Source organism: Autumnicola musiva (genome assembly GCF_031846585.1).
Taxonomy (GTDB): domain Bacteria; phylum Bacteroidota; class Bacteroidia; order Flavobacteriales; family Flavobacteriaceae; genus Autumnicola; species Autumnicola musiva.
Window position 1 is genome coordinate 73,648 of sequence record NZ_JAVRHK010000010.1, and the last position, 26,838, is coordinate 100,485.

Consider the following 26,838-nt stretch of genomic DNA (forward strand, 5'->3'; position numbering starts at 1 on the left):
AATGCTATCCTGTACCTTACTGCAAATCACCATATACACTAAGTTTTTAATTCCCATTTCCCCTTATCAACCTATATTTTTTCAGCCAATTATAATTCTCTCCTGTTATTGTTCAATCGGAAATTTAAACACCTTATAATTTGGTGCAATTTTTTCAATAGCGAAACAAACTGGTCCCATTTCATACATTTCTGATTAAGTAGAGCCACAAGAGGGATAATGCCATTGCTCTCTTATTGTCAGCTTATAAATGTTACCTTTGACTCTTTCCACCAAACAAATTATGTAATTGTAGGTTGAACACCTTTATCCGTCTTTTGAATAGATAGCATCATATTTGTAAAATCTCATGAAGTAATTATGTAATACTATTTGCAAATAGTATTACATCAAACTACAAGTCGTTTTAAAGCTTATGTAAAAAGGAGGATAAAATGCTTTTGTTGAATTCGATAAATAACGACCCATGATCTATAATTATCTGGAATAATTTTTACAGTTTGGCTCTATAGCTCTTACCTCCTCCCCTTCTGGAAATAATTGATTAAAGATTACCTATTGAAGTCAAACTCATATCAGGTTTATTTTGTGGTATAACCAAATTACTATAGAAGGGAAATTTTTATCATGAAGATTTTATTTTTAAATTCAATACAACACTAATAGCTAACAAAAATTTAATAATATTCACCACAGTTTAGATAAGAATTATTAAGCTAAGGCAGCCTCTAAAAGGCTATGTGAATGGAGGTTGAGAATAAAAACCCCGAACCTTTCACAAAATTAATTTTCCCATGACCAAGTTAACCACAAATTTTTCTAATAAAATTATTTTATACTATTCAGGTATTTCTCCAACATAGTATATCCATCTTCCGTTACCTTATTTCTGTCTTCAGCATTACCTGGATTAAGACCATTTTCAAGTTCCCAATTGTCGGGCATACCATCTCTGTCCTTATCAGAAGGAGCAGGACCAGATTTCAATGTAGGCCAGCCACCCACATCTTTCTGGCTGTTGATAATCTTACCTGTACGATTTTTAACGTCCTTCACAATTCGGCTGTCTACTGCATCTCTTTTTGGCAAGCTGGCACCACCAGATTCCAGCACCTTTTTATACGCTATTGTAGCTTTTTTTGTTTCCACCGGACCTGACTCAAAGGGTAGATTTTGCTTATAAGCCTTTACTTGGTTTTTTGTCCAGCTGTGGTCAAAATCTACAAGGCTCCAGGGATCCTCGGAAAGCTTTCCGTTGTAGTAATTACCGGCAAAATAAGCACGATTATATGGAGAACCCGTGGAATAAGCGATCCCAGTAAGTTTTGAATCCGGTCCAGGAACCAAATAGTTACCAGCATAGTTGAGACGAGTAACGCTTTGTTCATCGGCATTGTACCCGGCATGTCCCCCACCCCAGTTATAGATGACATTATTCCTGAAATCGAGCAGCAAGCCTTCAGGATCTTCATTGTGTGAATTGGTATTATAGTTTCCCGGCCGCGGATTGCGTCCGTAGTTGTGGGCGTAAAGATTGTTCAGAAAACTGTATTTTGCGCCACCGGTTCCGCGGATTAAAGATCCGTAACCATGATTTTCAGGATTAAGTCCTTCGGTGATGAAGCACCATTGTACAGTGACCTTGGTCAGGCGAGGTTCCCGCGTGGAGGCGGAAAGAACCTCATCTGTACTCCAGCTAGCAGAACAATGGTCGATAATAATGTTTTCTCCTGCTCCAATTGAAATGGCGTCACCTCCATCACCCACGTCACCCAACCGGATCCGAATATAACGAACCACTACATCATGCGTACCTATTCGGAGCTTGGCGTCCCGAAAGGCGATGCCGTAGCCTGGAGCTGTCTGTCCCGCGATGGTAATATATGGATTCTCTAATTGAATATCATCTTCCAAAACAATGGTACCTGAAACATCAAATACCACGGTACGCCGGCCTTTCTTCTCCACTGCCCAACGAAAGCTCCCAGGACCGCTATCCTCAAGATTTGTCACATACAGAACTTCTCCCCCACGCCCGCCTTTCGAGTAGGCCCCAAATCCTTCGGCACCGGGAAATGCAAGTTGTTGAGCTTCTAGTGTGAAAAAATTCAATAATAACAAGAGAGCTATTAATATATTATTACTATTCATATCGAAATTATTTAATTTGAAGTCTTAGAAATGATTTATAATATCTATATCATTTCTGGAACCTACCTAAAACATCTGAATTCAATTTAACTTTCACCATGCCCATGGGATGGAAGCGTCGATCTAAATCTATAGCTGCGTACATAATTGTATAAACATCATTCCCTTCCGGTATCAGGCAGAGTGGTGTACGCATTATATCCCACCATTTATTCACTTTAGTCTCTATTGGTACATATCGGGCCTCCGACCAGTTGTATCCATTCTTAGAAATTGAATAGCCTATCATATTAGGTAAATGATGTCCCCAACCTTCTGGGCCACCATCGAAAATTGCAATATAAAGGCCATTTGATAATTGGCTTACAATTGGGTTTTCAACGAAATTAGGGTGTATGGATTTAATTGGGTTCAGCGTAGTATCCATGCGCGCCCAGGGACCTTCCAATTTATCTGCCTCAGCAAGACCTACAAACCAACCTTCTCCCGTTTTCTTAGGATAATCTTTCCAGGAATCAAAAGGGTAAGCCCCACTGTAAAACCCCAGCCATTGATTATCGACTTTAAAAGGAAAAAAAGATGCTACGCCCTGGCGGCCTTCCCAGGGTTGAGAATTAAGCCCTGGCTCTATAATTATACCTTTATCTTTATAAGGGCCACCGATGCCTTCCATACCTTCCTTCACTGATTCTGCTTGCCAAATCCGACCAAAAGAATGATTGGGTTCTATTTCTTCATGAACTGTGTAAGCTAAATAAAAACCATACCATCTATTTGCTTCTTCGTTGAAAATGGGCATAAAAGACCATATGGCGGCACGCCGGTCATTTATAGGGTTATCGTCTTCAGTTAGGGCATAATTACCACTGGATTGGTAAAGCGTAGATTGTCGTTTCCAATTAATCGCATCGTCACTCGTCCAATGGCCAATGCGGGTTTTTATCCGATCGTGATAAGCTTCCACACCTATTTCACCGGCACGCTCTGTAGGAAACATATGGTACATCCCATTAATTTTTACGCAGCGTCCTCCTTCAAATCCACCCTGAATTCCTTCTGTTCCAGGCATACCTTCATCCACCACCGGTTTTTCCGGCCCCCTAAGGATTTCAAAAAGAGGTTTTTCATCTGAATAACCTTCTATAATAAAGGTATCCCATTGCCGTCCGTCAGGTAATTCCACATCCCGTTTAATTAGATCCTGTTCGTTTTTTATAACACCCACTATAGTAAATGATCCCAAACCTTCAAGATTTATTTCCTGTCTACCGGCTGGATAAGAAACAGCATATATATTGGCAGCGGGCAAACCTGTAACGGTCAATGCATTGCCCAGCAATCGCTGGTACTTTTCCGTATCAAATTTTTGGATACTCTTGTTCCCAAAGATTGCGATTAGCACCTTCACCGGCTCTATAAAGCTTAGTTTTAATGGAGAATGCAGATCATTTTTATTCCTATCAGCAGGTATTTTGACTCCGGTAAGCCCTTCAATTTCCGGTGCCACTCGCATTATATTATGATTTGCTCCTGATAATACTTGTCCAAACTTTACCGTTTTAAAACTTTCATAGCCTTTAGATTCAATTTCAAAATCAGATCCTTGCCAGGTACTATTTCCTTTTTTTTCAGTTTGATCTAGTTGCTGAGCGGATCCTGGAATACTTTTTCCTTTTACTTCTTCAACACCATTTATGACGGAAGAAAAAAGCATCAATAAAACAATGGGAAACGGAAAGAACATTTTTGAATCTCTCATTTTTTTCTTAAATCAGGTCTGGTTCAATTCCGAATACCTCAGCAATTTTTGATAGTTTTCACGTTTAGCAGGAATAGTAATATCCTAGTTCTTACCAGAAAGGTCCAGAGAATATCCTTCAGGTTTATTTAATCCTGCAAAGCACAGCCTTCAACCTAAAAGCACAGCCTTCAACCTAATTGTTATTTCTTCTTCTTTAGTAGGACAACCAAACTGTCATTTCCTCGGCATCTCGGTTCCCCCAGGCGAAATATGGAATAAGCCTAACAGGATGATTTCCCTTAGAAGTATTGTCTTTCGGCTTATATAATTTATTTTCCCATAATGTAGAATTATTAAAAGAAACTTTCGTATTCAAGCCTATCAAATCTCTGTTTTGAATCCTGATATTCTCAGGATGAAAGCCGGAATCCAAATTAAGAGCAACTTCGTTGATGCTAACATCTTCAGGAAGATCTTCAGATTCCAGGCAATAAACCAAAGGCCCCCTTTTAACAGCGACCTGATTTCTGGTTTCTTCTACCAGAGGATTTGCCTGCATCACCTGTACCGGCATGGGTAGATCCAGCTTTATCTTATCTCCCTTCTTCCATCTACGATCAATCCTGAAGTAAGATTCGGCATTAGGCATATCAGAAAATTTTTCACCATTTACGCTAATTGAAGAATTTTTACTCCACCCCGGTATTCTAAGGAAAATACCGTATTCATTTTTTGGAGCATTTTCAACAGTAAGTGTGATTTCGCCATTCCATGGATAATTTGTAACCTGTTTAATAGCAACCTTTTCACCGTCTGCCGTTTTACTTTCCATTTTATTGCTCCCATATAAATTAACATATAGCCCTTCAGGTGAAAGATTATAGGCATAGTTATTTACCTGGGCCAAGGTTCTTGCTACATTTGGTGGACAACAATTTGACAGAGATATATATCCTTTTCGTTCATTTCCCCAACGTTGTTTAAACGGGAGATCATCTGATACGTTCAACGGATTATTATATAAAAACTTTTTTCCATCCAGATTTATTCCCGATAGTACACTATTATACAAAGCTAATTCAACGATATCGGCATATTTTGCATCTCCGGTAATTTGCAGCATCCTCCAGTTCCATAGAACATTACCAATATTAGCACAGGTTTCCGCATGGGCAGTGGCATTGGGCAACTGATAAGGACGGCCGTATGCCTGATGGATTTTTTGCACATCTACCGGATTATAAGAGGTACCATCAGGCGAAACACCATCATATAAAGAGCCACAGGCACCGGTGATATACATCTTTCTGTAAACCACATCCTGCCATATAGACTGAAGGTTTTCAATCAGTTTATCTTCACCGGTCTCGGCATAAAGATCGGCTACTCCGGCATAAAGATAATTCGCCCGGACAGCATGCCCCATAGCTGTGGTCTGCTCCCGAAAGGGAATCCTGTCTTGATTGTCATCCGTACCTTCATTTGTCGTTCCTCTTATATTGATGAGATTATTTGCCAGTTCCAGGTATCTGGGATCCCTTGTGGTCCTGTACATCTCAACCACGCCCATATAATGAGAAGGACAAATAGCATTTCTTGCCAGTTCTGGTGAGGCTTTTTTATAAAATTTATATAAATAATCGGCTACACCAATAGCTATATTCAAAAAATTATCTTTTCCCGTAGCCCTATGATGAACACAGGCTGCAGTCATCAAATGGCCCATATTATATTTTTCGAAACCAAGTTGCTTTTTAAGCTCCTCCGGCCCAAGAGTACCCCATCGCTCTTCAATAAGGACGGGTGTATGGATATAACCATCTCTCCGCTGAGCCTTATCTATTAGCGCTATAGCTTCATCCATCTGCCTGTTCAATTCTTGATCTTTAGTTGATGAATATACAGACGCCATGCCTTCAAAAACCTTATAGAAATCACCGTCGTGAAAAGATGGACCGTCATGTGTGCCCTTCATTAAACCGGCTGCAATCTCAAAATTGCGATAGGCGTGTGTTATATCTTCATTATGATATAGCTCCCACATAAACGGCAGGGTACTTTCTGTCTCCACATCAAACTGCTCTTTCCAGAATCCATTGGTCCAGGTCACGTCTCCCATTCCCAGACTTTGCAATTTTGAATGCGGACTTTTTGAATTGGCCACAAGACCATTTCCCTGGGCTACACAATAACTACCAAATCCAAGGAATAGTAATAAACTTGAAACTATCTTTAACATGTTCAACATTTTAAATTATTCAACAAAAACATGCACTGTTCGCTGCATGCTATCCCCATCAGCATCTTCTACTTCAATACTGAATGCATGCAATCCATTTGTGCTGCCCGTATAATAAAAGTCTCCATTCCGCAGTGTCGCTTCACCTCCTGAGACAGAGTATTTTGGCTTATTTGTAAATCCTAAAAACAATTCTTCCACGGGAATATTCAATTCTTCGCCACTTTTCAGAAAATAATGCGGCTGAGCCATCCAGTCCAAATATTCTTCCAGTTCTGTAAATCCATCACTGTCTTTATCTAAATTAGCTTCTGAAAAATCATCTTCTTTAGAATTCACATTTAGGCCCTTTACATTTTCCCACCAATTGGGAAGTCCATCGTGATCGCTATCCCAATCTGATGACCGATGCTCTTCAGGATAATTCTCCCAGCCACCCGCATCTTCTTCTGTATCTATCATACCTGCGAGTTTGCTTTTACTTCCTTTATATTTAAAAGTGCTGTCTATGGTTTCCTGAATGATACGTTTATCATGATTATCAAGCGGAAGGTTAGAACCTACATCTGATAATACACTCTTATAAGCTAGTTCTGCCGGCTGTGTGTCTACGTAAGAAGGAAAAAATGGCTCATCTGAAAAAGTTTCGTAATCAACCTTTTCATTATTAGTGATCACTGACCTTCTTCCTTCTTCCTGGTTTTCCAATCCAAAAGTGCCTGGCATGATATTTCCATCAAAATAGGCTCTTTGAGAACCTAACCCCACTCCTTCGTGCTGCATTGTTAAGGCAAAAAACAATGAGGTGGAAGGACCCGGCTTATAGAAATTGTTGACGAAATTCACCTCGTGTGCACCTCCATCGGTAGTGCGGTGACCCCAGTTATAGACCACATTATTACGAATATCCAGGCGGCCGATATAATAGCCATCTCCGTTAAGGCCTCCGCCCATACTCCAGTTTCTTCCGTAATTATGTGCAAGAAGATTGTGGTGAAAACTACCAATATCACCACCAATAGTTGCGGCGTATCCATGCATTTTCCCTTTTTCATATTTACCATGATCAGCTACATTCAGCGCTTCTGAAATTAAAGTTCGCTGTAGGGTAATATTATGCCCCCCCCGGGAACTGAAGGATTCGTCTATAGTCCAACTTATAGAGCTGTGATCAATGATACTGTGGTTAGCTCCAGTAAGCCCCATTCCATCATAGGTACGCCCGGCTCCTATTCTTACTCTTAAAAAGCGAATGATACCATCATCTCCCGTTAATCCAATTGGCGCTCTGGACAGGGTAATTCCCTTTCCCGGAGCAGTTTGCCCTGCAATAGTAACATAAGGATCGCTTACCACCAATCTGGATTTCAGTTCAATGTTACCGGAAACATTAAAAACAATAGTTCTGGGACCTTTTACATCTTCCACAGCATAACGCAAACTGCCCGGCCCTTCGTCTTTAAGGTTTGTTACTTCCACCACCTTTCCTCCACGCCCTCCAATGGCAAATCTTCCGTAGCCCTGGGCACCGGGGAAAGCCAGTTGAGCCGGCTTAAAAGACCATACCTCACCTTGTGTAATTTCACCATCCCCGTCCACTTCATCTACACGCCAGTAATAGGTATCCATCGAGTAAAGATCTGAAACTTCGTATTTATTGTCAGTCATATCACCTTTGAAAAGGTTTGAATCTTTTGTTGCATTTAGTACCGCATCCTTATCCTTTCCAAAGTAAAGTTTATGGTTTTCAATACCCTCTGGAGACTCCCATTGCAGAACGAGTTTATCATCTACCGTTACATGCTCATCTGCATTTCCGGGCTGCGGAGTTCTGGCCTGATTCATCATATTTTGGCCATCAAGTTCAAAACCGTTTAGCACGATAATCTCATTACCGGCGTTAGCTTCAGAATCGGCTTCAAACCTAATATTTACCGGATTTCCATTTTCTACCTCAAATTGAAGATATGCCATCGATGAATTTATAATAGCATCTGTACGATTTGAAGGTCTAACCGTCTTTACTTTTTCTTCATTTATATAAATATTTACCGGTGCAAAGCTTTTAGCTTCCGGATTATCAAATGTATTATGAAAGGTCAACAAGCTATGTGTACCGGCTTCAAGCCCGGAAACTGTCATTTCCAGGGGACCGTCTGAAACTAACCCATCGCTGACCAGCCTTGCATAGTGTGGTGCCTGCACCCCTACTTTATACCAACCGGAATTTATATTTCCAGAAAATTTTACATTAACATCTCCAAATTTTTTTTCTGCCTGCTGACCATCTTCTATAGGCCAGGAAACATATCTGGGATCATTTACCTCCTCTACACGCCTTCCGGAGAAATCAAGATCTGTTTTAATGCTTTTGAAATTAGTCGATTTTTTTGGAGTCTGGCAGTTGGTGTTAACTACCAATAAACCAACCAGGAATAATGTTATTCCGTTTCTTTTATAGTTCATCTAAAATTTATTTTAAAAGTCCATTGAGATATATTCTAATAAAGAATAGCCAAATATTGAAGTCAGCTATCCATCTCTCTAAAATATTTTATATTTTGATATGCTTAATACCAGATCACCTCTTCCCATCTCAAATAGCCCAGATAAGGTCTTAAAGAAAACCATTTCTAAATCTCTGCTGCTTAGAAGCGCTTCTAATTTATAGTTATAATGAAGAACAAGCGTCCTGTACCGTACTGCTCTGTGCGTTAATTACAAGGAGGATTTCCTAATTGCAGTACATAATTACCGCTTAGAAGAAGTACTGATATTGCCGTTCTCAGAAACTGTTTTTATAGAATATTGATCTATTTTAGTGACATCTATGGTTTTTTCCTGGTATATATTAGTTGCCGAAAATCCCACAACTTTATTATCTCTCAGAATAACATAACCCCTGGCCTTCGGCACAGCTTTCCATTCTAAGGTATTGGGAAAACTGCTCTTTTTCAGGTTTACAGGTGCAGGTAAAGATATAGTCAAAACTTCCGGGTTCCACGCCTCTCCATCTTTACGCAAAAAATAATCCAGATTATAAAGATGCTCCATTTCCTCCCTGGTAAGCTGTCTACTCCAATCTGCACGGCGGCTAACATCCAGCAAAGCACCGGAAAGATCTTTACTTTTATACTCTGCAAAAGTTCCGGAAAGATGATTCTTATTACCGTCCCACGCTGACCAGCCTTTATCATTTATATGATCCCCCATCCTGCTATTAACAAACACTGCTGAGGCCGGTGCTCCCCAGGGCCTCATAAGATAGTAGCTATTTTTTGCCACCTTGGCATCAGCCGCGAGCAAACAATCCAGGAAAAGCAATCCATGATAAAAATTCTTCCCAGAAGGAGTGGTTGAAATGAGCTTGGTATCGTTCGGGGCGGTTATATATTGTCCTCCCTCTAAAGCATGAATTTCACAATTTTCGAATACTGCTGTGGCATCACCAAAAATAAAGTCTGTAGCACCCTCTATGTAGCATTGGAAGTTATATTGACGTTTTTTATGGGCGTAGTAAGTGTCCTGGAAACCGAGGAATTTACAATTTTTAAAAATCTGCCTGTCTCCTGTTGTTCTTATTGCCACTGCCTGCGCTATTTCACCTGCCGTGTTCTCAATCGTCAGGTTTTCAGCATAAAAACCATCTCCCTCTGCTAAAAAGGTGTATGAATCTGCTGTACTCATAGCTGCTGTTTTCCCACTATAGTCATTCCAGCTAATAATTACCCCATCTGGTGATTCACCAATCAGGCTCACATTCTTCATATCTGGAGAGAGCCAGATCTTTTCTTTATATAGTCCATCTTTTATAAATATAAGACTGCGTCCTTCGTTGTTGCAAGGCAGCTTTTCCAGGGCAGCCTGTATAGTGGTAAATTCTCCAGACCCATCTTTTGCCACAACCATATCGTACACCTGCGCGTGGACAGATAAAACTGAGTTACACAATAACAATATTAAAACCTTCCGCTTCTTTATTAGCTTCGGCAGAATTTTATGGAGAAAAGACATTATGGCTATTATTTGAATAATCAGTTCTTTAAATTGAACTCTCTCGGAAGTATCTTGGTTAAGGCTTCTTTTCAACTAATTCATTAAGGTAAATCTCAAGATTGGTATAACCACCTGGAGCAACCTCATTTCCATCCTTTGAATTTTCAGGATCCAGTCCCTCTTTCAATTCCCATTCATCAGGTATTCCATCTTTGTCTGTATCTTCGGGCGCAGATGAACTTTCCAGTTTTGGCCAGCCTCCCACTTCAGATTGAGAATTGATAATCCCATTCCCGGTTATTTCTACATTTCCTCTGATTTCTGCAACAATACGCTCATCCACTTCATCACGTTCCGGCAAAGTGGCTCCGGCATTTTCTAAAACCATCCTGAAAGCTTCTTGTGCAGAGTGAGTTACAACAGGGGAAACCTTAAACTCCTGTTCTGAGCGAATATTCTCTACAGAGCCTACCTCTTCTATATCCACTCCCCTCCAGTTGTCCTTATTCATACCGCCTTCTACACCTTCCATATGATTTCCTGAGAAATACCATTGGCCATAACCTTGAGCCTCATCTCCTGCAGTTACCGTTGAAGGAGCAGCAAAATAAAGTTCATCTGCAGTCGCTGGTCCTGGTTTATAATAATTATTCACAAAATTGGTTCTATTCTCTCCGCCTGGAATTTCCTGCTCTCCGCCATAAACAGCACCACTTCTTCCCCAGTTAAAAATTACGTTATTGCGGAAATCTACGAGCGCAATAGTATCATGTGCCCTACTACCATTAATTCTGGGAGAACGGCTGTAATTATGAGCAAAAAGATTGTGGTGATAAGAAGAATACTGCCCTCCCCACTGACTGCCGTAACTGCGTTTTCCCTTAGGATCGTAAGAATCGTACAAGCCTTCACTAAGAATACACCATTGCACCGTAGAATTCACATTATCGTAAAAACCCATATTTTCTTCAACAGACCAACTTAAGGAACAATGGTCTACTATAACATTTTTGGCATTCTCTATATTTAAAGCACTGGTTTCGGCCTTGTTGAGATCTCCCGGCCTGGACCGGATGTAACGGATTATTAAATTTTCACCTGAAAGTTTAATAGTATGATCTTTTATAGTTATGCCATCTCCCGGGGCAGTCTGGCCGGCAATGGTCAAATTCGATCTTTTTACTTTCAGTTCTTTTTCCAGCGCAATATTCCCTGAAACATTAAAAATTACAGTTAAAGGCTCCTCTCCTTCAGTATTTAATGCTGCCCTAAAACTGCCAGGCACCGGATTCCCATCTTCATCCAGGTCCTTAAGGTTAGTCACCTTTACAACTTTACCTCCCCTGCCTCCTGTAGAATATTTTCCAAAGCCCTCAGCACCTGGAAAGGCAATCTGTTTAGGAGTAGGAGACTCCGATGCCCGAGCTTGTACTTTATTATCTTCCGAATTGTTACAACTGCTCAGCAGAATTAGGCAAATAATTCTTGTAATGTGATTTATAAATTGAATTTTATAAAGTTTCATTCCAGTTTCTGATTAGATTTAAACAGCATATTTTGGATATTCTTTTCCCGTTCCGCAGGAACAACTTTTAAAAGCTTCATTTGTCCACCTTCTAGTTTTGCTTCCACTACTGTATTCCCCGGGGCATGTAATTTAAAATGTACGTTCCAGTCTTTGGGCCATGCCGGAAAAAGCAAAATCTTATCTCCGGCAGTTTGTAAAAGCATCTCCTGCAGTCCAATCATCCCCGATCCTCCCCAGTTATGGTCCGGAACCCAGTCAAAACCGGGGCCCCAGAATGCAGGAAAACGCCTGCCGGAATTTGCCATTTTCAGCTTTGTATATTTCGCGGCATCATCAGTAAGGCCTAACCTTGCTGCAAAAATATTATCCTGTTTCCAGCCGACATGACTTCTGAATTTTTGAGCATCAGGATCCAGTTTCCAGGTGTTTCGGGCAATTTCCAGCTCAGGTTTGCCAATACCATATATTCCCCAGGGATACACGGGATATAACTGCGGGACTTCGGTATTATTAATCCTTTCCCAGCTTTTTGCGGGAGCAAGAACTTTTTGATTTTCTATTTCCCTGAAATTTAATGGAGGAATGCGCTCCTGGAATTCCTGAAGATAAGTTCTTTGGTCTGCTGAAAGATAGTCATCAGGTAAGTCCAGCATTTTCTCAGTAATTACCTGAAGCCCTGCAATCGTGGAATTGGCATTATAGGCCATCTTGTAGGTTTCAGCTGCTGAACCGGGATACAGCACCAAATCTCCTTCAGCATCCAGCTTTTTCCTGCCTCTCTTTCCCGCCAGGTATTGGTAATGTTCATCAAAAAACCTGAGGCTGCTCATAATAAACGGCAGGTATTCCTCCACATTCTTACCCGCATAATAATACTGGTCCAGCATCATTTTGTCAAATTCCAGCACTGTGTCCCACTGGTGCTCCAGCCATGCATTGTATTGCATGCCCGGATCGTAATCTTCCGGCCGGTCCCAGCTATATTCAGAAGGGTTTGGTAAACCGTAATTCTCGATCTGTTCGGTAAAGGAAGCACCGTCGTGATCCCAATAAACTTCGGAACGCAATTCGGCATTTTTCAGCATCCGCTGGTAAAATTTAAACTGTGCGGGCATCATATCAAAATCGCCACTTTTCAGCATAGGAAAATAAACAAGCCGCTGATTTTGGGCAGTCATCGTTCCCCCGCCCCAGTTCCGAAAATCTGGGGTGAAATTCTGAGTAGAATCTACAAACACGGGATCATAGGTAAACAGACCTCCATTAAATTTTGTAGGATATTCCCCATACGCATTACAGCCGAGCATGTACCGAAATAGCTGATAATTTCGACCTATTTGATACACAGAATCTTTTTCTTCGGAGTTATTCTTCTGAGTGTAAATAAAACTGCGATCCCAGAAGTTATTCCACCATTTCTGAGATTTTTTGGCAGCCGTTTTCGACTGATCTTTATATGCCGATATTGAAGAGAATAAATTTTGCTTCCAGTTTTCAATATTATCGCTCTGGCTCGTATAAAGCTGAATTAAAACCTGATGCTTTTTAGAGGCATCTTTACTTTCCAGTACAAATCCTTTAAAATCTGTATCCTGGTAAGTTCCTTCTGATGTCCCGGCCGGTTCAAAATTTTTACCATGCATTAACCCTCCAAACGTGAGGTTTTTTAAAGGATTCATCATTTGATCTTTTACCGATTCCATCTTTTGCTGCTTTACCGCCACATCAAAAACGGTAGAATCTCTATTATGATGATAAAACAACACTCCTTTTTCTTCAAATCTTATCGAATCGGCGTAGGTGATGATGTTTCCCTGTGGTGCCCATTTATAAGAATTGGCATTATTGGCCCTTCCTTTTACCTCCCGGTTTTTGTAACGCCAGTTTTCATAGAAAATCCTGGCTTCAATTTTTTCATTGCTATCAATATCCAGATGGATCACCGGGTTAAAGACATCTACCCAGAATTTTACTTCCGTGGTATTCTGCTGAATACTTATATATCCGTCATTCAACACCAGCTCCTGCTGAAAACCTTCGGAACCATCAAAAGGATTGGGCTCTAATTCTAATTTTAATCTTCCTAACTTCAAAAAAGTATTATGCTCATCGAAGGTCCCGCTTCGGGAGAAATATGCGTAAACAATACCATCTTCAACCCATACATTCATCCCGATATCGCCACCGCCCACAGGCATGGACTCTGAACTATTCTTGCTTTGAGATGTCCATAGCGGATTGTAATCCTCTAATTCCGGGACCTGGGCCTGCAGAAAAGCGCAGGTAAAGAATAATATAGTTAAAATGTGCTGTTTCAAATTAGTTAATCTTACCAGTCGTCTGTTCGGAATGAAGAAATTGGCAATCCTCCTACACTGAATAATTCGGCTTCAGCATAATTCTTGAATAAATATCGAACGGCTACCGGTTTATTGACATTTGGAGAAGAAAGCACTATTGATTTGCGTCTCACAACTGCGTTCGCAGGATAAAAAACCCTGTTTTCACCGGCAATTTGAAATCCTTTAACCTCCTTACCTAAAGAAGTAATTCCGTTCGGCACATTATTAAAAGAAACGACTACCGAAGTGTCTTTGATTTCCAGGGAGTTAAATTCAGGACTTTCGTATTCAAAACCTTCCATTCCATAAGTTTTAGCCAGGGCAAGATAAGCCAGGCGATAACCACCCTTTTTCTTCTGGGCCGGATGGATATTTTCCTTTTCCCCCACATCCATTAAAACCGCCATGCCGGAATTTGGAATTTCATGAGAAGCCTTCAATTGGGATTCCCTCACATAAGCCGAATTATATTTTTCTACAATAGTATCTGGAGTAAAAGCGCTGTAATCAAAAGGGGCGATCTGCGCAAAATAAAATGGAAATTCCCCCTGCTCCCATTCTTCTCTCCAGTCCTTCACCATTTTTTTAAATAAATGGCGATACTGGAAAGGCCGGTCATAATTAGATTCTCCCTGGTACCAGATGGCGCCCTGGATTCCGTAACCAATTACCGGAGACAGCATTCCGTTGTAAAGTGCAGTTGCCGTTCTGTTAGGTTCACCAATAGCCTCCTGATTTTCCGGAACGGCAATACTGTCAAAATCCTTTAGCATTTCTTTGCTCATCCAGGCTTCCACATTGGAACCGCCGTAAGAAACATGAATAAGTCCCACCGGCACCTCCAGCACTTCCTGTACTAGAGATCCGAAATACCAGGCCGTGGCGCTAAAATCTGCAACGTATTTTGGAGAAGCTTCATTCCAGCTGCCTTCAAAATCTTTTTTCGGCTCCACTTTGGAATCGCGCGGAATGGTTATTAATCTAATCTTATTATTTTTTGAACGGACTATTGCTTCGTTCCCGCCTTCAACAGGTTGCCCTGGAAAACCTTTCAGAGGCATTTCCATATTCGACTGACCCGAACAAAGCCATACTTCTCCAATCAGCACATTTTGAATTATCTTATTTTGACTTCCTTTACTTACTTTCAGTGTATATGGGCCACCTGCCTCAGGTGTACTGACTTTTGTACTCCAACGGCCTGACTCATCAGTTTTTACTGAATAGGTTTCCTGGCTCCAGGAAGTAGTAATATTATATTCTGAATTTTTATCTCCCCAGCCCCATACAGGTACTTCGGTTTGCTGCTGAAGGATCATATTATCTGAAAATAAGGCTGGTAATTCTATCTGTGCATTCGCCTGAATACAGAAACTACAAATTAAAAAAAGTAGAAAAGGTTTTGATAAATTCATTTGATGAAGGCTAATATGCTTTAAATTTAGGAAATACTAAGGTTAAACCATCCTGCACCGTCTTGTCTCTGTGCTATGTTAATCTTCCGAAGTAGGTTTTTTTCGCCAGTAATTTGCCAGTAGAGAACCTGAAATGTTCATCCAGGGGCTGAAAACCGCTGCAGCTAGTCCCAATGTTGCCAGTTTTCCCATAACTCCCGCAAGTCCCGAGGCCATTCCGCCATTCTGCATTCCTACTTCCAGCGCCACAGTACGGGAAGAATCCGTATCCAGCCCCATTAATCTGCTTAGCCAGTATCCTAATGTATAACCCAGGGAGTTATGCAGAATTGAAGCAAGCAAAAGGAATAAACCTATAGCAAGCAAATTATCCCGGCTTGCCGCCGTGGTCACCGTGGTAAAATAAACAATTCCAAACATCGAAATTACCGGCATGAAATTTTGCACCTTCGGATAGAGTTTAAAGATCCTGTAATATAAATTTCCGAAGATCACTGCGCCGAACAAGAAGTTGCTTAAGCTGATAATTTCAAGGGCGGTACCGCTAAAAGAAGCTTCAAAATAATCCCATAACCCGAAGGTCATCGCCAGAAGCCAAGCTGCGGAAATAAAAGATACCACATTTACGATTTTCCTGAATTTCAAAGATCCTTTCATCCCATCATAAAGAAGTGCGGCCCCAATGGGAACGATCACGATCTTGATGATCTGGAAACACATATCCAGAAAGTTGATCTCCACATAAGTGCCGGCTAGCATTTTCATTAAAAAGGGTGTCATAAGAGGAGCCAATAGAGTTGCCATAGCCGTAAGGGTTATGGAAAGCGTAAGGTTGGCATTGGCCAGGTAAACCATTACATTAGAAGCCAGGCCGCTGGAACAGGAACCAATCAGGATCACTCCCGCGGCAATTTCCGGTTCAAAATCGAAAATCCTGGTAAGCAGAAAACCGATTACAGGCATGATAGAAAACTGGCATATAAGACCGATTAGAACACCTTTACCCATGGTTCTCAATCCGGAGAAATCTTTCAGGCTCATCTGGGTACCCATTCCGAACATAACTAATTGCACCACTATTAAAATCAACCACGGATTGCGAAGATCAAACTCGCCCCACTGCAAAAAGGCAGAGGGATATAGCATTCCACATACGATTGCTACAATGATCCAGGCGGTGTATTGGTACGACTTCAGTGTTTCTACAGATCCCAATCCCAAAGCGATTAATACCGCTGCTACTACCGAAGCGGCCGGAATTAAACCGGCAAAACCGAATATCCAGAATATCAGGATCATTGCTCCGGAAGCAACTCCAAGCCATAAAGCATATCGGTATAATGCTGCCATATTAAAGAACCTCGGCCAGATATTCCATAGCTACCGGCGGGCTGGCCAGAATAGGCACTTTCTTATCGGCCTCATCCAGCTGGTCTACCACCCGGGCCATCGAAGCCTGGGCCAGCAGGATCACATCTACCTTTGTAGCAAGTTCTTTTAATGCAGCAGCCACTTTTTTGTCATGTTCCTCAGGATTTCCACCCATCAATGCTTCAAAAGCACCTTCGCACAATTTGGAAGTAAGCTCAATTTCTTTTCCTGCTGCAATTGCACGGCGGCGTACCAGGTCACTTGTAGGTTCCAGAGTAGTTGGCAGCGTCGCAACCACGCCAATTTTTTTTCCCTGCGCGACTGCTTTATCGGCCATAGGCCTGTCCACTCTTAATACCGGAATGGAAGTCAGTGACTCTGAAGATTCTACCGCTGCCCCTATGGAGGAGCAGGTCACCATTACGTAATCGGCGCCGGCTTCTTCAGCCGAACCTATATAATCTACCACGCGCCTGGAGGTATCGGGTGTAAGTTTATTTCTTTCGATTGTATTTTTGATCAGGCTGTCATCAACGATATTAAAAATTTTGATGTCCTTATCTTTTAAATATTTATCTGCCAGATCCTGGAATATCGGCACTAAAGTCGCCGAAGTATGGATCAATGCTAATCTCTTACTCATAATTCCTTATATTTAATTTTTCTACTCTAATTTTCCTTTCTTCAAATCAACAAAATAAGTTCGGTCACCAACCTGCCCGCCTTTAAGGTTAATTTGCATACCGTCTACCGGAGAGCCTTTGGCATACACGCGACACAGTGGAGCTCCTTTTACCAGCGGGGCGACCATCTCCACAGCTTCAATTCCCAATTCTCTGGCGGTATAACTGGAAGTGTCCCCACCGGCTATAATGAGTCTTTCCAGTTTGTATTCTGAAAGCACTCTTTTTGCAGTTTGCCCAAGAATTTCACCGAATCTTTTTGGAAGTTCTCTTCGTGACTGCAGGCTATCCCAATCTAATTTTCCGGTTATAGTTTTAGTTTTCTGAAGTCTTGAATCGTCAGGACCTTTTGAAGTATGGAAAATGACACTTTTCCCTTGTTCTAATAGTTGAATAATTTTTTCAGAATATTTCTGAATAAAATCTTCCGTTTTAGCTTCTAAAAACTCAGGTTCTACGGCAACTTCAGCAAAACCGTTTTTAATGGCATAGTTAATTTGATCTTCCGTTACCGGACTTACACTTCCTGAAAGCACCAAAATTGGTTTGCTTTCTTTTAGCTCTTGCCAATCTGTTTTTTCTGAAAATTGACCTTTTTGTTGCCAGTAATCACCCAATGCTTTTCCTACTCCTGAAGAACCTACCGTATACAATGATTTCCCTTCTTCTACCGAATTTTCTAAAAGTCCTCCCAGGATTTTCATCTGCTCTTCATAGATTCCGTCGAAAAAAACCACTTCATTTTCATCTGAGAGAACCTTAAGCTTCTGCTGAATTTCTTCCGAAGAAAGCTGAAGATCCAGCAAATTTATAAGTCCCGATCTATAATCGCATTGTAAAGCAAGGTGGTCCCGAAGGTCTCCTTCTTTAGCGGGCGTTACCGGGTGTCTCGACATAGATGGATGCTGATCTATTCGAAAAACTTCACCGCTGCTGCCAATTCCCATTTGGGCGAAGAGATTCCCAAAAGCCATATATCTGCCCAGATGCGGAGCGGCTACCAATATTGGAGTAAATTTATTATTAAACTGCTTAAAACCTTCCCTGATCGCTACCCCGATATTGCCAATTTCAGGGGAGCTATCAAAAGTGGAGCAGACTTTATAATGAACATGCCTGGGATTTAAAGCTGAGATCTTCTTAAAATCCTCTTCAAGCGTTTTGCTCATCGTGGAAGTATCCATAGAACGGGTCATTCCCGCAATTCCTATAGCATCAAGATCCTTAAAATTTTCGAGTTGTTCGGTGGTGGGAGGTTCCATAAAAAGCATTGTTTTCGCTCCTGCCCTGGTCATAAACTCCAGCGCATCGGTAGAACCGGTAAAATCGTCACCGTAAAATACCAGTAAGAGTTTATGATCTTGTGCCATTATTTTTTTCCGAATTTCTGAACTGACTCAGCGAATTCTTTATGTGCTTTTTCGGTTTCTTCCAAAGATTTTCCGGAAACCGCTCCTTCCCACGCCTGTGTTAAAGCTCGAACGCCTCCCGCAGGGCCTGAAGGATGCGCCATAATTCCGCCGCCCGCCATATATAATAAATCTGTGGTATTGGTAAATTTCCAGGTATCGAAAGCCTGGCCGCCCCATTGCCCGGAAGAAACCACCGGCAACAGTTCTTTATGATCTAAAAACCTGTCACTGCAGGATTTAATAGAGCGTATCACAGATTCGTCCGATTCCCAGAACTTATTCCGAATCCCGTTCACGTGCAATTGATCGACTCCTGCCAAACGCCATAACTTCGAATAAGCAGGAAAATTAATACCCAGCATAGGATGCCGGTTAATCATCCCCCAACCATTACGATGGGCGTGAATTGACAGTTTTCCCATATCGGCTATTGCCTTTACGCCTGCCCAGCCAACACTGTTAATACTTATCATGGCACAGGTACCATCATTTTTCACTATGGTTTCGTAATTATTCTTCAAAGTATCCAGATCCCCGGAAATATTAAAAGCATACATCACTTTTTTTCCGGTCTTCTGTTGAAAATCATTAATCTCCTTCATTACCAATTCCACTCTTTTTTTAAATGGGGAATTTGCGGTAGAAGACATTAATTCATCATCTTTAATAAAATCGATTCCCGCTTCTATAAGTTCTTTTACCAGCGCCGCCGTATCTTCAGGAGACATACCGACACTTGGTTTAATAATAGTACCAATCATTGGCCGGTCCGATTTAACGCCTGCTAATTGCTTTGTTCCATCGGCGCCAAAAGCCGGCCCACGGAATTTTCCCATATACCAGTGAGGCAGATCAAAATCATCGAATTTTAATCCGGTAAACTGGCGCAGTTCATAAAGATTCCCCTGCAAAGTGGAAATTAAAGTTGGAATATTATCCTGAAAATTCTCCACAGACCAACTAATGCTAACTCTTGCTCTTTTATATTTTGAATTATTAATATCGCCAGGAATACTTGGATTTTTAACTTCATCAAGCTCCTCAATATTTTCAATTCTGGCGGCAAATCTTTCTTTCAGTTCTTCGGTCTCGCCGGGAACAGAAACAAAAGTTCCGCTGGACTGTTCGCCGGCAAGTACCGCCGCCGCATCTTCAAGATTATAGGGAGTTTCAATTAAATAATGACCGGTAATTCTTTCCATGTAGTAATGAGCATTAAGTCTCGCAACCTAATTTCCCTCGAATGAAAGAATAATGCATCCTGCTCCTTCATGCAAAATCTGCCTATTCAGCTTTTTCAAGCTTAACCGGACCGAGAAGTCCTGCTTCCAACAAATCTTCACCTTCCAGTCTATAAGGAGCCGTAGTCCAGGTAAGCCGCTCTTCTTCAGATAATTTTTGATCCCCAATTAGTCGATTTCTCCAGGTATTGGTAATCTTAATTTCAAGCTTATTTACACCTTTTTTAAGTGCCCCGGAAATATCGATACGATGAGGAAAAGTCCAGACAACACCAATTTCTTTTCCATTCACGCTAACTTCAGCGATATCTGAAAATTCTCCGAGGTTTAACCAGATATCTTCTGTTTTTCCTTTATACTGAAAAGTTTTTGTATATACTGCTGTTCCTGAATAATACTTTATACTGTCTGATTTTGAAGTACTCCAATCAAACAATTGATTTACTGAAAGCGCATCAGCCGGACCATAATATTCCTTATCAAACTGAATTTGCCAGTTTTCATTCAATACTTTTTCAGCTTTAAACGATGCCCAGTTTTTACCATTTTTTGCCTTTTGTTTCTCTGTATCTTCTTTTAAAATAATAAAAAGAGAGCCGTTTTTACTAAACTTTAAAGGAAGCACTGTACGTCCATTTTCAATTCTCCACTCCTTTAGAGCTATCGTCTCATCGGTTACCGGATCATATTGGTACGGCAACTTTCCGCTCACTCTTAGTGAAATTTCCACTTCGCGCTCTTCCCCATTTTGATTACTGATGAAATAGATTTCCTCTTTTCCGGTAGTCCTGTGATGCCAGGCATAGTTTTCAGCAATCTGTCTGTCTGCGCCAGGAAATAAAACATCGGGCGCTACCCCTATTTCATTAAAATTTGGTTCATAATAGGGCAGCTGAATCACTTTTCCTTTTCCAATATTCCAGGAATTGGATTTTTCTGAACCTATATTTTCCTTATAACCACTCCAGATTTCATCAATGATGGATTGCCATTTATTACGGTTTTCTTCATTTGAAAAACCTGAAATTCTTGTCGGTTTCTCCGCAATGAAAACTGTTGCACCAGTTTTTATTAATTCCAGAATTTTCTGAGCAACTTCAGTAGATATCATTAGATTGGGAGACATTTTCCGGCTGCCCGGAAACAATAAAGTCTTATACTCGATATCGCCTTTAAATTTGATTTTTCCGTTAACCACCTTTGCCTCATTCAATAAAACATCAGGATTAAAGGAGTCATATTTGTAACCGTTCATAGAGTTTACCCAATCGGTAAGATCGGTTACATTTTTGGAGTAAGTGACTTCTTTAGGCATTTTGGCCGTGGGCTGGCCTTTATTTTCCAGGCGTTCTTTTTCTGATACTATGCGCTTTTCTCCAAAAATATTCGGGATAAATGGTAAAAGCCTGTCGGGTAAAACCGCACGGGATGGCAATTCTTCACCGGTAAATACGGCAAGGTCTACCACCGGTATTCCTTTTTGTAGTTGAAACTGTACCCTTCTGCAGTATTCCACCCAGGCCTTACCCGGTTCCCACCAGGTCTGGTCCCGCTGAAAATATGTACCTATACCATCCAACGTCATTCCCGGCTTACGATCGGTCCAGGGATTATGAACAAAAACATGGTAGAAAAACCTGTTGATCCCGAGTGCATAATTTCTATCCGCCATCGGCTTCAGCAATTCCGGGTCTTCATCCCAGTCCATGCGCAATTCGGTAAAGGCTTCAGCCTGAATAATATGTTTCCCGTAGATATGTCCACCAGAGATCGCATCCAGCATATCGTTTGGTTTATCATGTGTAGGGCTTCGGAGCCAGAACTCACCCCCGGGAAAATCTACATTTTTAAAATGCATCAATGCATCACTCACCATAGTTGGTGCAACATTTTCTGAACTAAACTTTACTCCCAGCTTATCGGCTTCCGCCTGCATGGTTCCGAAGAAATTATCCACAATAAGTTCTGAGATTGTTTTACGAACATCATACAGAACCTGTTCCGAAGTTTCCTGGCTTTCAATCGGAACTCCAGCCATTACCGGTAAAAAATTTACAAGATCGTAACCGCGGCGCTCTTTAAATTCTTTTCTGAATACCGTCGACCAGTTCTGACTACCGGCTTCCCAGCTGTCAATATGCAGGATACTTAGTACTTCCGGCACACGATTGGCACCTGCAATCTCAGCCGATTTTCCAAACCATTTCTGAAACTGGAATTTGACTGCTTCGGGATCGAATTTATCGACTTCCAGGCCTTTTCCCCCACCCCCGGTTTCATTTTCCTGCCCGGTGGAAGTATGGCCGAAACGCATGATATTCCAGTCGCCATCCGGTGCATTCCAGTTCAAACGACCATTTTCATCTAAATTTTCTGAAATGTTGATCATCTGAGCTTCGGGGATGAAATCTTCTGCAGGAATCTGCGCCGTCTCGGGACTTATTCTCCAGACCAGACCAGATTTGCCCTGGTAATTGTCAATTTTCGGCTGATTAGAAAGTATTATTTTGCTAACCTTTAATGATTGTTTCCATTTTGCGGCGTCCAGATCTTCGGCTCCGGGTTCTGTACCTTCAGGATCGTAAACAAAACGAAAATATTTTGCCTTTGTAGGCTCAATACTGTGTGTATAAGGAATACCCCAATCCTGCCAGCCATGCCGTGGTGCCATAAGACGGCCAAGATCCCTGAAATTCTCACCGTCATCGCTTACTAAAATGCGCAGCCGGTGCGCCTGGTAATTCACTCCTTTGCTTTCAATATTTATGGATTTACAGGTGAACGGCTGATCAAATTCATACTGAACCCAGCCTTTTTCATACATTTTAAACTCATCACTTTTTCCAGGATAGGTGAGAAAGGAAGCATCAAAATCGTTTAAAGTAGAAGTAACTTTAGGTTGAAGTTCAGAAGAGGTAATTTCCTGAGTTTGCTGAGGAATTGCAAAGACTGCGATATCTTCATAATAGCCTTCATAGTTTTCGGGCTGTTCAAGTTGAATGTTAAAGTCTTTTCCTCCTGTTAAAATTGTATCGGTCCAAACCACTTTTTGCATGGAATGTTCAGGCTCGATCCACGGGCCACCGGCAACCGCAAAACCATCAGAGGCATGCATGGCAATTTTCAAATCCAACCTGTCAGCTTCAGTAATGGCAAAATGTACCAGCTCCCACCATTTATCGCTTAGTTGAAGAATTGGCGGATCCATAAGCGGTGGATCGGTTGGACCTTTGATCGACATTAAATAGGCACCCGCAATTCCGGCATCTTTCATCGCCTCGAGATCGGCAGTAATTCCCTCTTTAGAATAAGCACTTTGCATCCAGTACCAGTAAACCCAGGGTCTTGAGCTTTCATAATCTGGTTGAAAGTCCTTCTGAGCAAAAATATTTTGAATGGAAAATATTCCGGAGCTTAAAATGATTATTAATAAATATTTTTTAAGCATTAGTAGCTGAATTTTTCGAGTTTTTGTTCAAGGTTTCCTTCATTGCCGAAAGGCACCAGGTAAAAGCTATATTTATAATCTTTCGCCGGTATCTGATATTTCTCCAGTGGTTGACTAACCGCCGACCAGCTATCGTTACCACCAACCCCCATCTGGATAAGGTCAATATTTAACGTAATGAAGCCTGGATCTTCAAGATCGTATGTATGCTCGGCTTCATTCAGATTTTCCTCAGTGTAAGGCCAGGCACTCATATTTAGAGGTTTTTCTTCCGAAACGACTAGAAAACCATTTTGCTTTTCAGGCGTTGTTAACGCCATCCATCGCACCTCAGTACGGTTCCCGTTTTCCTGTGGCATTACGTAAGATTCTATAAAATCTTCCAGTTTCAGGGAATATTTTCCCATCAGGAATCCATGATTCCGATCGATGTAATTTTCAAGAGGACCTTTACCATACCATGAAACCTGGTTATATTGAATTTTAACACCCATTTGCATACCTACTTTTGGAATATTGGGAAGGTATTCTGAAGCTTTTAATTCATATTCAACTTTTATGACACCCTCTGGATTAATGCTATAAACAAGCTCTACACTAGCACTATCTTTAACGATCTCATATTTACTGGAAACTTCAACTTTATTATTACGTTTTTTAATTTTAAAATCTTTCAATTGAGGTTCTGCCTCATACCATGATCTTAAAACCTTATTTGGTTTCCAACCCTTGCGGTCATTATCGGTTAAAGGCCGGGTAAAATTTGGCAGAAGTGGAGCAAAAACCTGCTCTTCCTCACTTATAGTGAAGGAAGTTAAAGCACCATTTTCTTTGTTGAATTCAACCTGGAAATCTTTCCCACTTACTGTAGCGGTTCCAGGATTTTCTGTAATTTCCAGCTCATTTGTCATATCTGAGTCTATGGAAATTCTATTTTTCTTTTTCAACAGGAATTGATCGGCCGCTACTGGATAACCATTACTAGCCCAGGGTTTATCTTCTTTCAGGCGGAATTCGATATTTAAAAAATATTCAGATTCATTTTCAAATTCCGGTAAAAATGAGGTGATATTAATGATGGTGTCTTTTCCAGAAGCAACGTTTAGCGGCTCCAGAACTTTCTCTTTAACAGGCTCCCCATCCTTCAGCAGTATCAAAACGGCATCATACACCGATAATGGCTGAACAGCATTCCTGTTTTTAATATGCAATTTATTTTGATCCAGAAGTTCACTGGTGGCCGGCTGATATACCCATTTGTTCTCATACATTGCAGCTTTTGGTCTGCCATCTGAAGCAACGATACCATTTATATTGAAGTTCCCACTGTGCAGCTCCTCTCCGAAATCACCCCCGTAAGCGAAAAATTCCTCTCCGGTTTCAGGATTGGTCTTTACAAGACCCTGATCTTTAAAATCCCAAATACAACCACCAATTACCCGTGGCAAAGAGCGAAACTGATCCCACAATTCTTTGAGATTTCCGGTGGAATTTCCCATGGAATGTGAATACTCCACAAACATTATCGGCCTGGTATCGGCATTTTTATCTACAAGATACTTCGGGGTGAAAACCCCAGGATAAAAACGACTCACTACATCTACGTAAGGTTCATCCTGCGGATTTTCAAATCGGTGTGCATGGTCTACTGATTCGGGATAACCTTCATCCAGAGGATCTAAATATCCATCCAGTCTTGGGTTTCCCTGTGCAGGTTCGTAATGAATGGGACGCGTAATATCAAAGCGATGCCCCCAACCTGCCATTGCCGCGAAGGCCGGACCATTACCCGCCTCATTACCCATGCTCCAGAAAACAATGCTGGGATGATTTTTATCCCTTTCAATCATTCTGGTAAAACGTTCCATATGGGCGGTTATCCACTGCGTATCGTTAGCCAGTTTTCCACCTAAACCATGCGTTTCCAGATTTGCTTCATCCATTACCATCAAACCATATTTATCACACAATTCATAAAAATATGGATCGTTAGGATAATGACTGGTTCTTATCAGGTTGAAATTAAATCGTTTAATGGTCTTTATATCTTCTTCAATATCTTCACGGGTTAAGGCTTTTCCTCTTACCGGATGGTGATCATGCCTGTTAACCCCATAAACATAGGTTTCCTTCCCGTTGATTAGCATTTTGCTGTTTTCTTGGGAAAATTCAATAGAACGAAAACCGACTTTTGAAGATTTTACTTCAGTAATATTTCCTGTTGAATCCTTTAGAATTAACAGCATCGTGTAAAGATTTGGAGTTTCTGCACTCCACTTTTTCGGATTGGGAATATCCTTTTCAAAAAAACCAAATCTTACATTATCCAGCCTTGGATAATCTTCATTTATAATTTCTGAAACTGCAGTATCAAGTGCTTTTTCAAAAACAGGCTTATTTTCAGCATCGTAAAGCTGTACTTCAAGCCTGTAATCTTTAATGGTATCTCCGGTAAGATTTTCCACTTCGGGCCTTAGCTGAAACAGCGCATCTTTATAATCTTTGTCCAGTTTGGTTTGATAGAAAAAATCGTTTATATGAAGCTTTGGCTCAGCCATAATAAAAACTTCCCGTTGAATACCACTTAGCCGCCAGTGATCCTGGTCTTCAAGATAAGAACCATCACTCCAACGCAACACCTGCACTGAAAGCAGATTATCACCATCTTTTATATAAGGAGTAATATTAAATTCGGAAGGCAGGAAACTATCTTCACCATAACCAAGAAATTCACCATTCAGCCAGACTTTAAAGGCAGAACTTACCGCTCCAAAATGTAAAGTCACTACCTGATTATTCCAGTTTTCAGGAACTACAAACTTGCGCTGATAAGAGCCAACGCCGTTAGTATCTTTTGGCACCAGCGGCGGATTTACGGGCCTAAAAGGATATACAGCACTTTTATAAATGGGGATATCATAACCTTTAAGTTCCCAGTTTGAAGGAACTTCTATTTTATCCCAGTTTTCAACTTCCTGTTTGTGAAAATCTTTTGGCGCTTCATTAAAGTTAACGGAATATTGAAAATCCCAGCGTCCGTTAAGCATTTTTAAACGGCTCTTCTCCCTATTACCTTCAAGCGCATCTTCAATGCTTGCGTAGGAATAAGCCGTTGCTCTTGCAGGTTCCCTGTTGATACTATTAACTTCAGGGTTTTCCCAGGGATTGGATTCATAAACTTTTGGCTCCGCAGGAATTCCTGCAGGCTCACCTGTTACCGTTTGCCCGTAACCGGGCAAACATAAACAGGTAAAAACTAAAACAAACATGA

At 41.1% G+C, this 26,838-nt stretch carries 14 protein-coding genes; all 14 read right to left on the reverse strand.

Annotation, left to right across the window (positions count from 1 at the left end):
- Positions 1-828: 828 nt before the first annotated feature.
- The 14 genes from RM539_RS13460 to RM539_RS13525 all read right to left on the reverse strand — a co-directional run bounded on the left by RM539_RS13460 (position 829) and on the right by RM539_RS13525 (position 26,836).
- On the reverse strand, positions 829-2,151 hold the full coding sequence (locus tag RM539_RS13460; protein ID WP_311503933.1) for a pectate lyase family protein: 1,323 nt from the start codon (positions 2,149-2,151) through the stop codon (positions 829-831).
- Positions 2,152-2,200: 49 nt separating this feature from the next.
- Positions 2,201-3,910 (reverse strand): glycoside hydrolase family protein, encoded by a 1,710-nt coding sequence (locus tag RM539_RS13465; protein ID WP_311503934.1) that lies wholly within the window; start codon positions 3,908-3,910, stop codon positions 2,201-2,203.
- 196 nt (positions 3,911-4,106) lie between these two features.
- Positions 4,107-6,131 (reverse strand): aceric acid hydrolase, encoded by a 2,025-nt coding sequence (locus RM539_RS13470; RefSeq protein WP_311503935.1) that lies wholly within the window; start codon positions 6,129-6,131, stop codon positions 4,107-4,109.
- A 15-nt stretch (positions 6,132-6,146) separates the two neighbouring features.
- A complete protein-coding gene (locus RM539_RS13475) occupies positions 6,147-8,597 on the reverse strand; it encodes a pectate lyase family protein (protein WP_311503936.1) in 2,451 nt (816 codons plus the stop codon).
- Positions 8,598-8,882: 285 nt separating this feature from the next.
- Positions 8,883-10,082, reverse strand: a complete 1,200-nt coding sequence (locus RM539_RS13480) for a pectinesterase family protein (RefSeq protein ID WP_311503937.1) — start codon at positions 10,080-10,082, stop codon at positions 8,883-8,885.
- A gap of 121 nt (positions 10,083-10,203) precedes the next feature.
- Positions 10,204-11,652 (reverse strand): pectate lyase family protein, encoded by a 1,449-nt coding sequence (locus RM539_RS13485; protein WP_311503938.1) that lies wholly within the window; start codon positions 11,650-11,652, stop codon positions 10,204-10,206.
- A complete protein-coding gene (locus RM539_RS13490; RefSeq protein ID WP_311503939.1) occupies positions 11,649-13,973 on the reverse strand; it encodes a DUF5703 domain-containing protein in 2,325 nt (774 codons plus the stop codon). The genes RM539_RS13485 and RM539_RS13490 overlap by 4 nt, the downstream gene beginning before the upstream one ends.
- An 11-nt stretch (positions 13,974-13,984) precedes the next feature.
- On the reverse strand, positions 13,985-15,412 hold the full coding sequence (locus RM539_RS13495) for a sialate O-acetylesterase (RefSeq protein WP_311503940.1): 1,428 nt from the start codon (positions 15,410-15,412) through the stop codon (positions 13,985-13,987).
- 78 nt (positions 15,413-15,490) lie between these two features.
- Positions 15,491-16,762 (reverse strand): bile acid:sodium symporter family protein, encoded by a 1,272-nt coding sequence (locus RM539_RS13500; protein WP_311503941.1) that lies wholly within the window; start codon positions 16,760-16,762, stop codon positions 15,491-15,493.
- Between the two features lies 1 nt (position 16,763).
- Positions 16,764-17,426 carry an aspartate/glutamate racemase family protein gene (locus RM539_RS13505; protein ID WP_311503942.1) on the reverse strand — a complete coding sequence of 221 codons (663 nt, stop codon included), beginning with the start codon at positions 17,424-17,426 and terminating at the stop codon, positions 16,764-16,766.
- Between the two features lie 21 nt (positions 17,427-17,447).
- Positions 17,448-18,836, reverse strand: coding sequence for a four-carbon acid sugar kinase family protein (locus tag RM539_RS13510; protein ID WP_311503943.1), 1,389 nt, complete (start codon positions 18,834-18,836; stop codon positions 17,448-17,450).
- Positions 18,836-20,080, reverse strand: coding sequence for a ribulose-bisphosphate carboxylase large subunit family protein (locus RM539_RS13515; RefSeq protein WP_311503944.1), 1,245 nt, complete (start codon positions 20,078-20,080; stop codon positions 18,836-18,838). The genes RM539_RS13510 and RM539_RS13515 overlap by 1 nt, the downstream gene beginning before the upstream one ends.
- A gap of 82 nt (positions 20,081-20,162) precedes the next feature.
- Positions 20,163-23,567 carry a glycosyl hydrolase gene (locus RM539_RS13520; protein WP_311503945.1) on the reverse strand — a complete coding sequence of 1,135 codons (3,405 nt, stop codon included), beginning with the start codon at positions 23,565-23,567 and terminating at the stop codon, positions 20,163-20,165.
- Positions 23,567-26,836, reverse strand: coding sequence for a glycoside hydrolase family 2 TIM barrel-domain containing protein (locus RM539_RS13525; protein ID WP_311503946.1), 3,270 nt, complete (start codon positions 26,834-26,836; stop codon positions 23,567-23,569). Before RM539_RS13525 ends, RM539_RS13520 begins: the two co-directional genes overlap by 1 nt.
- Positions 26,837-26,838 lie beyond the last annotated feature (2 nt).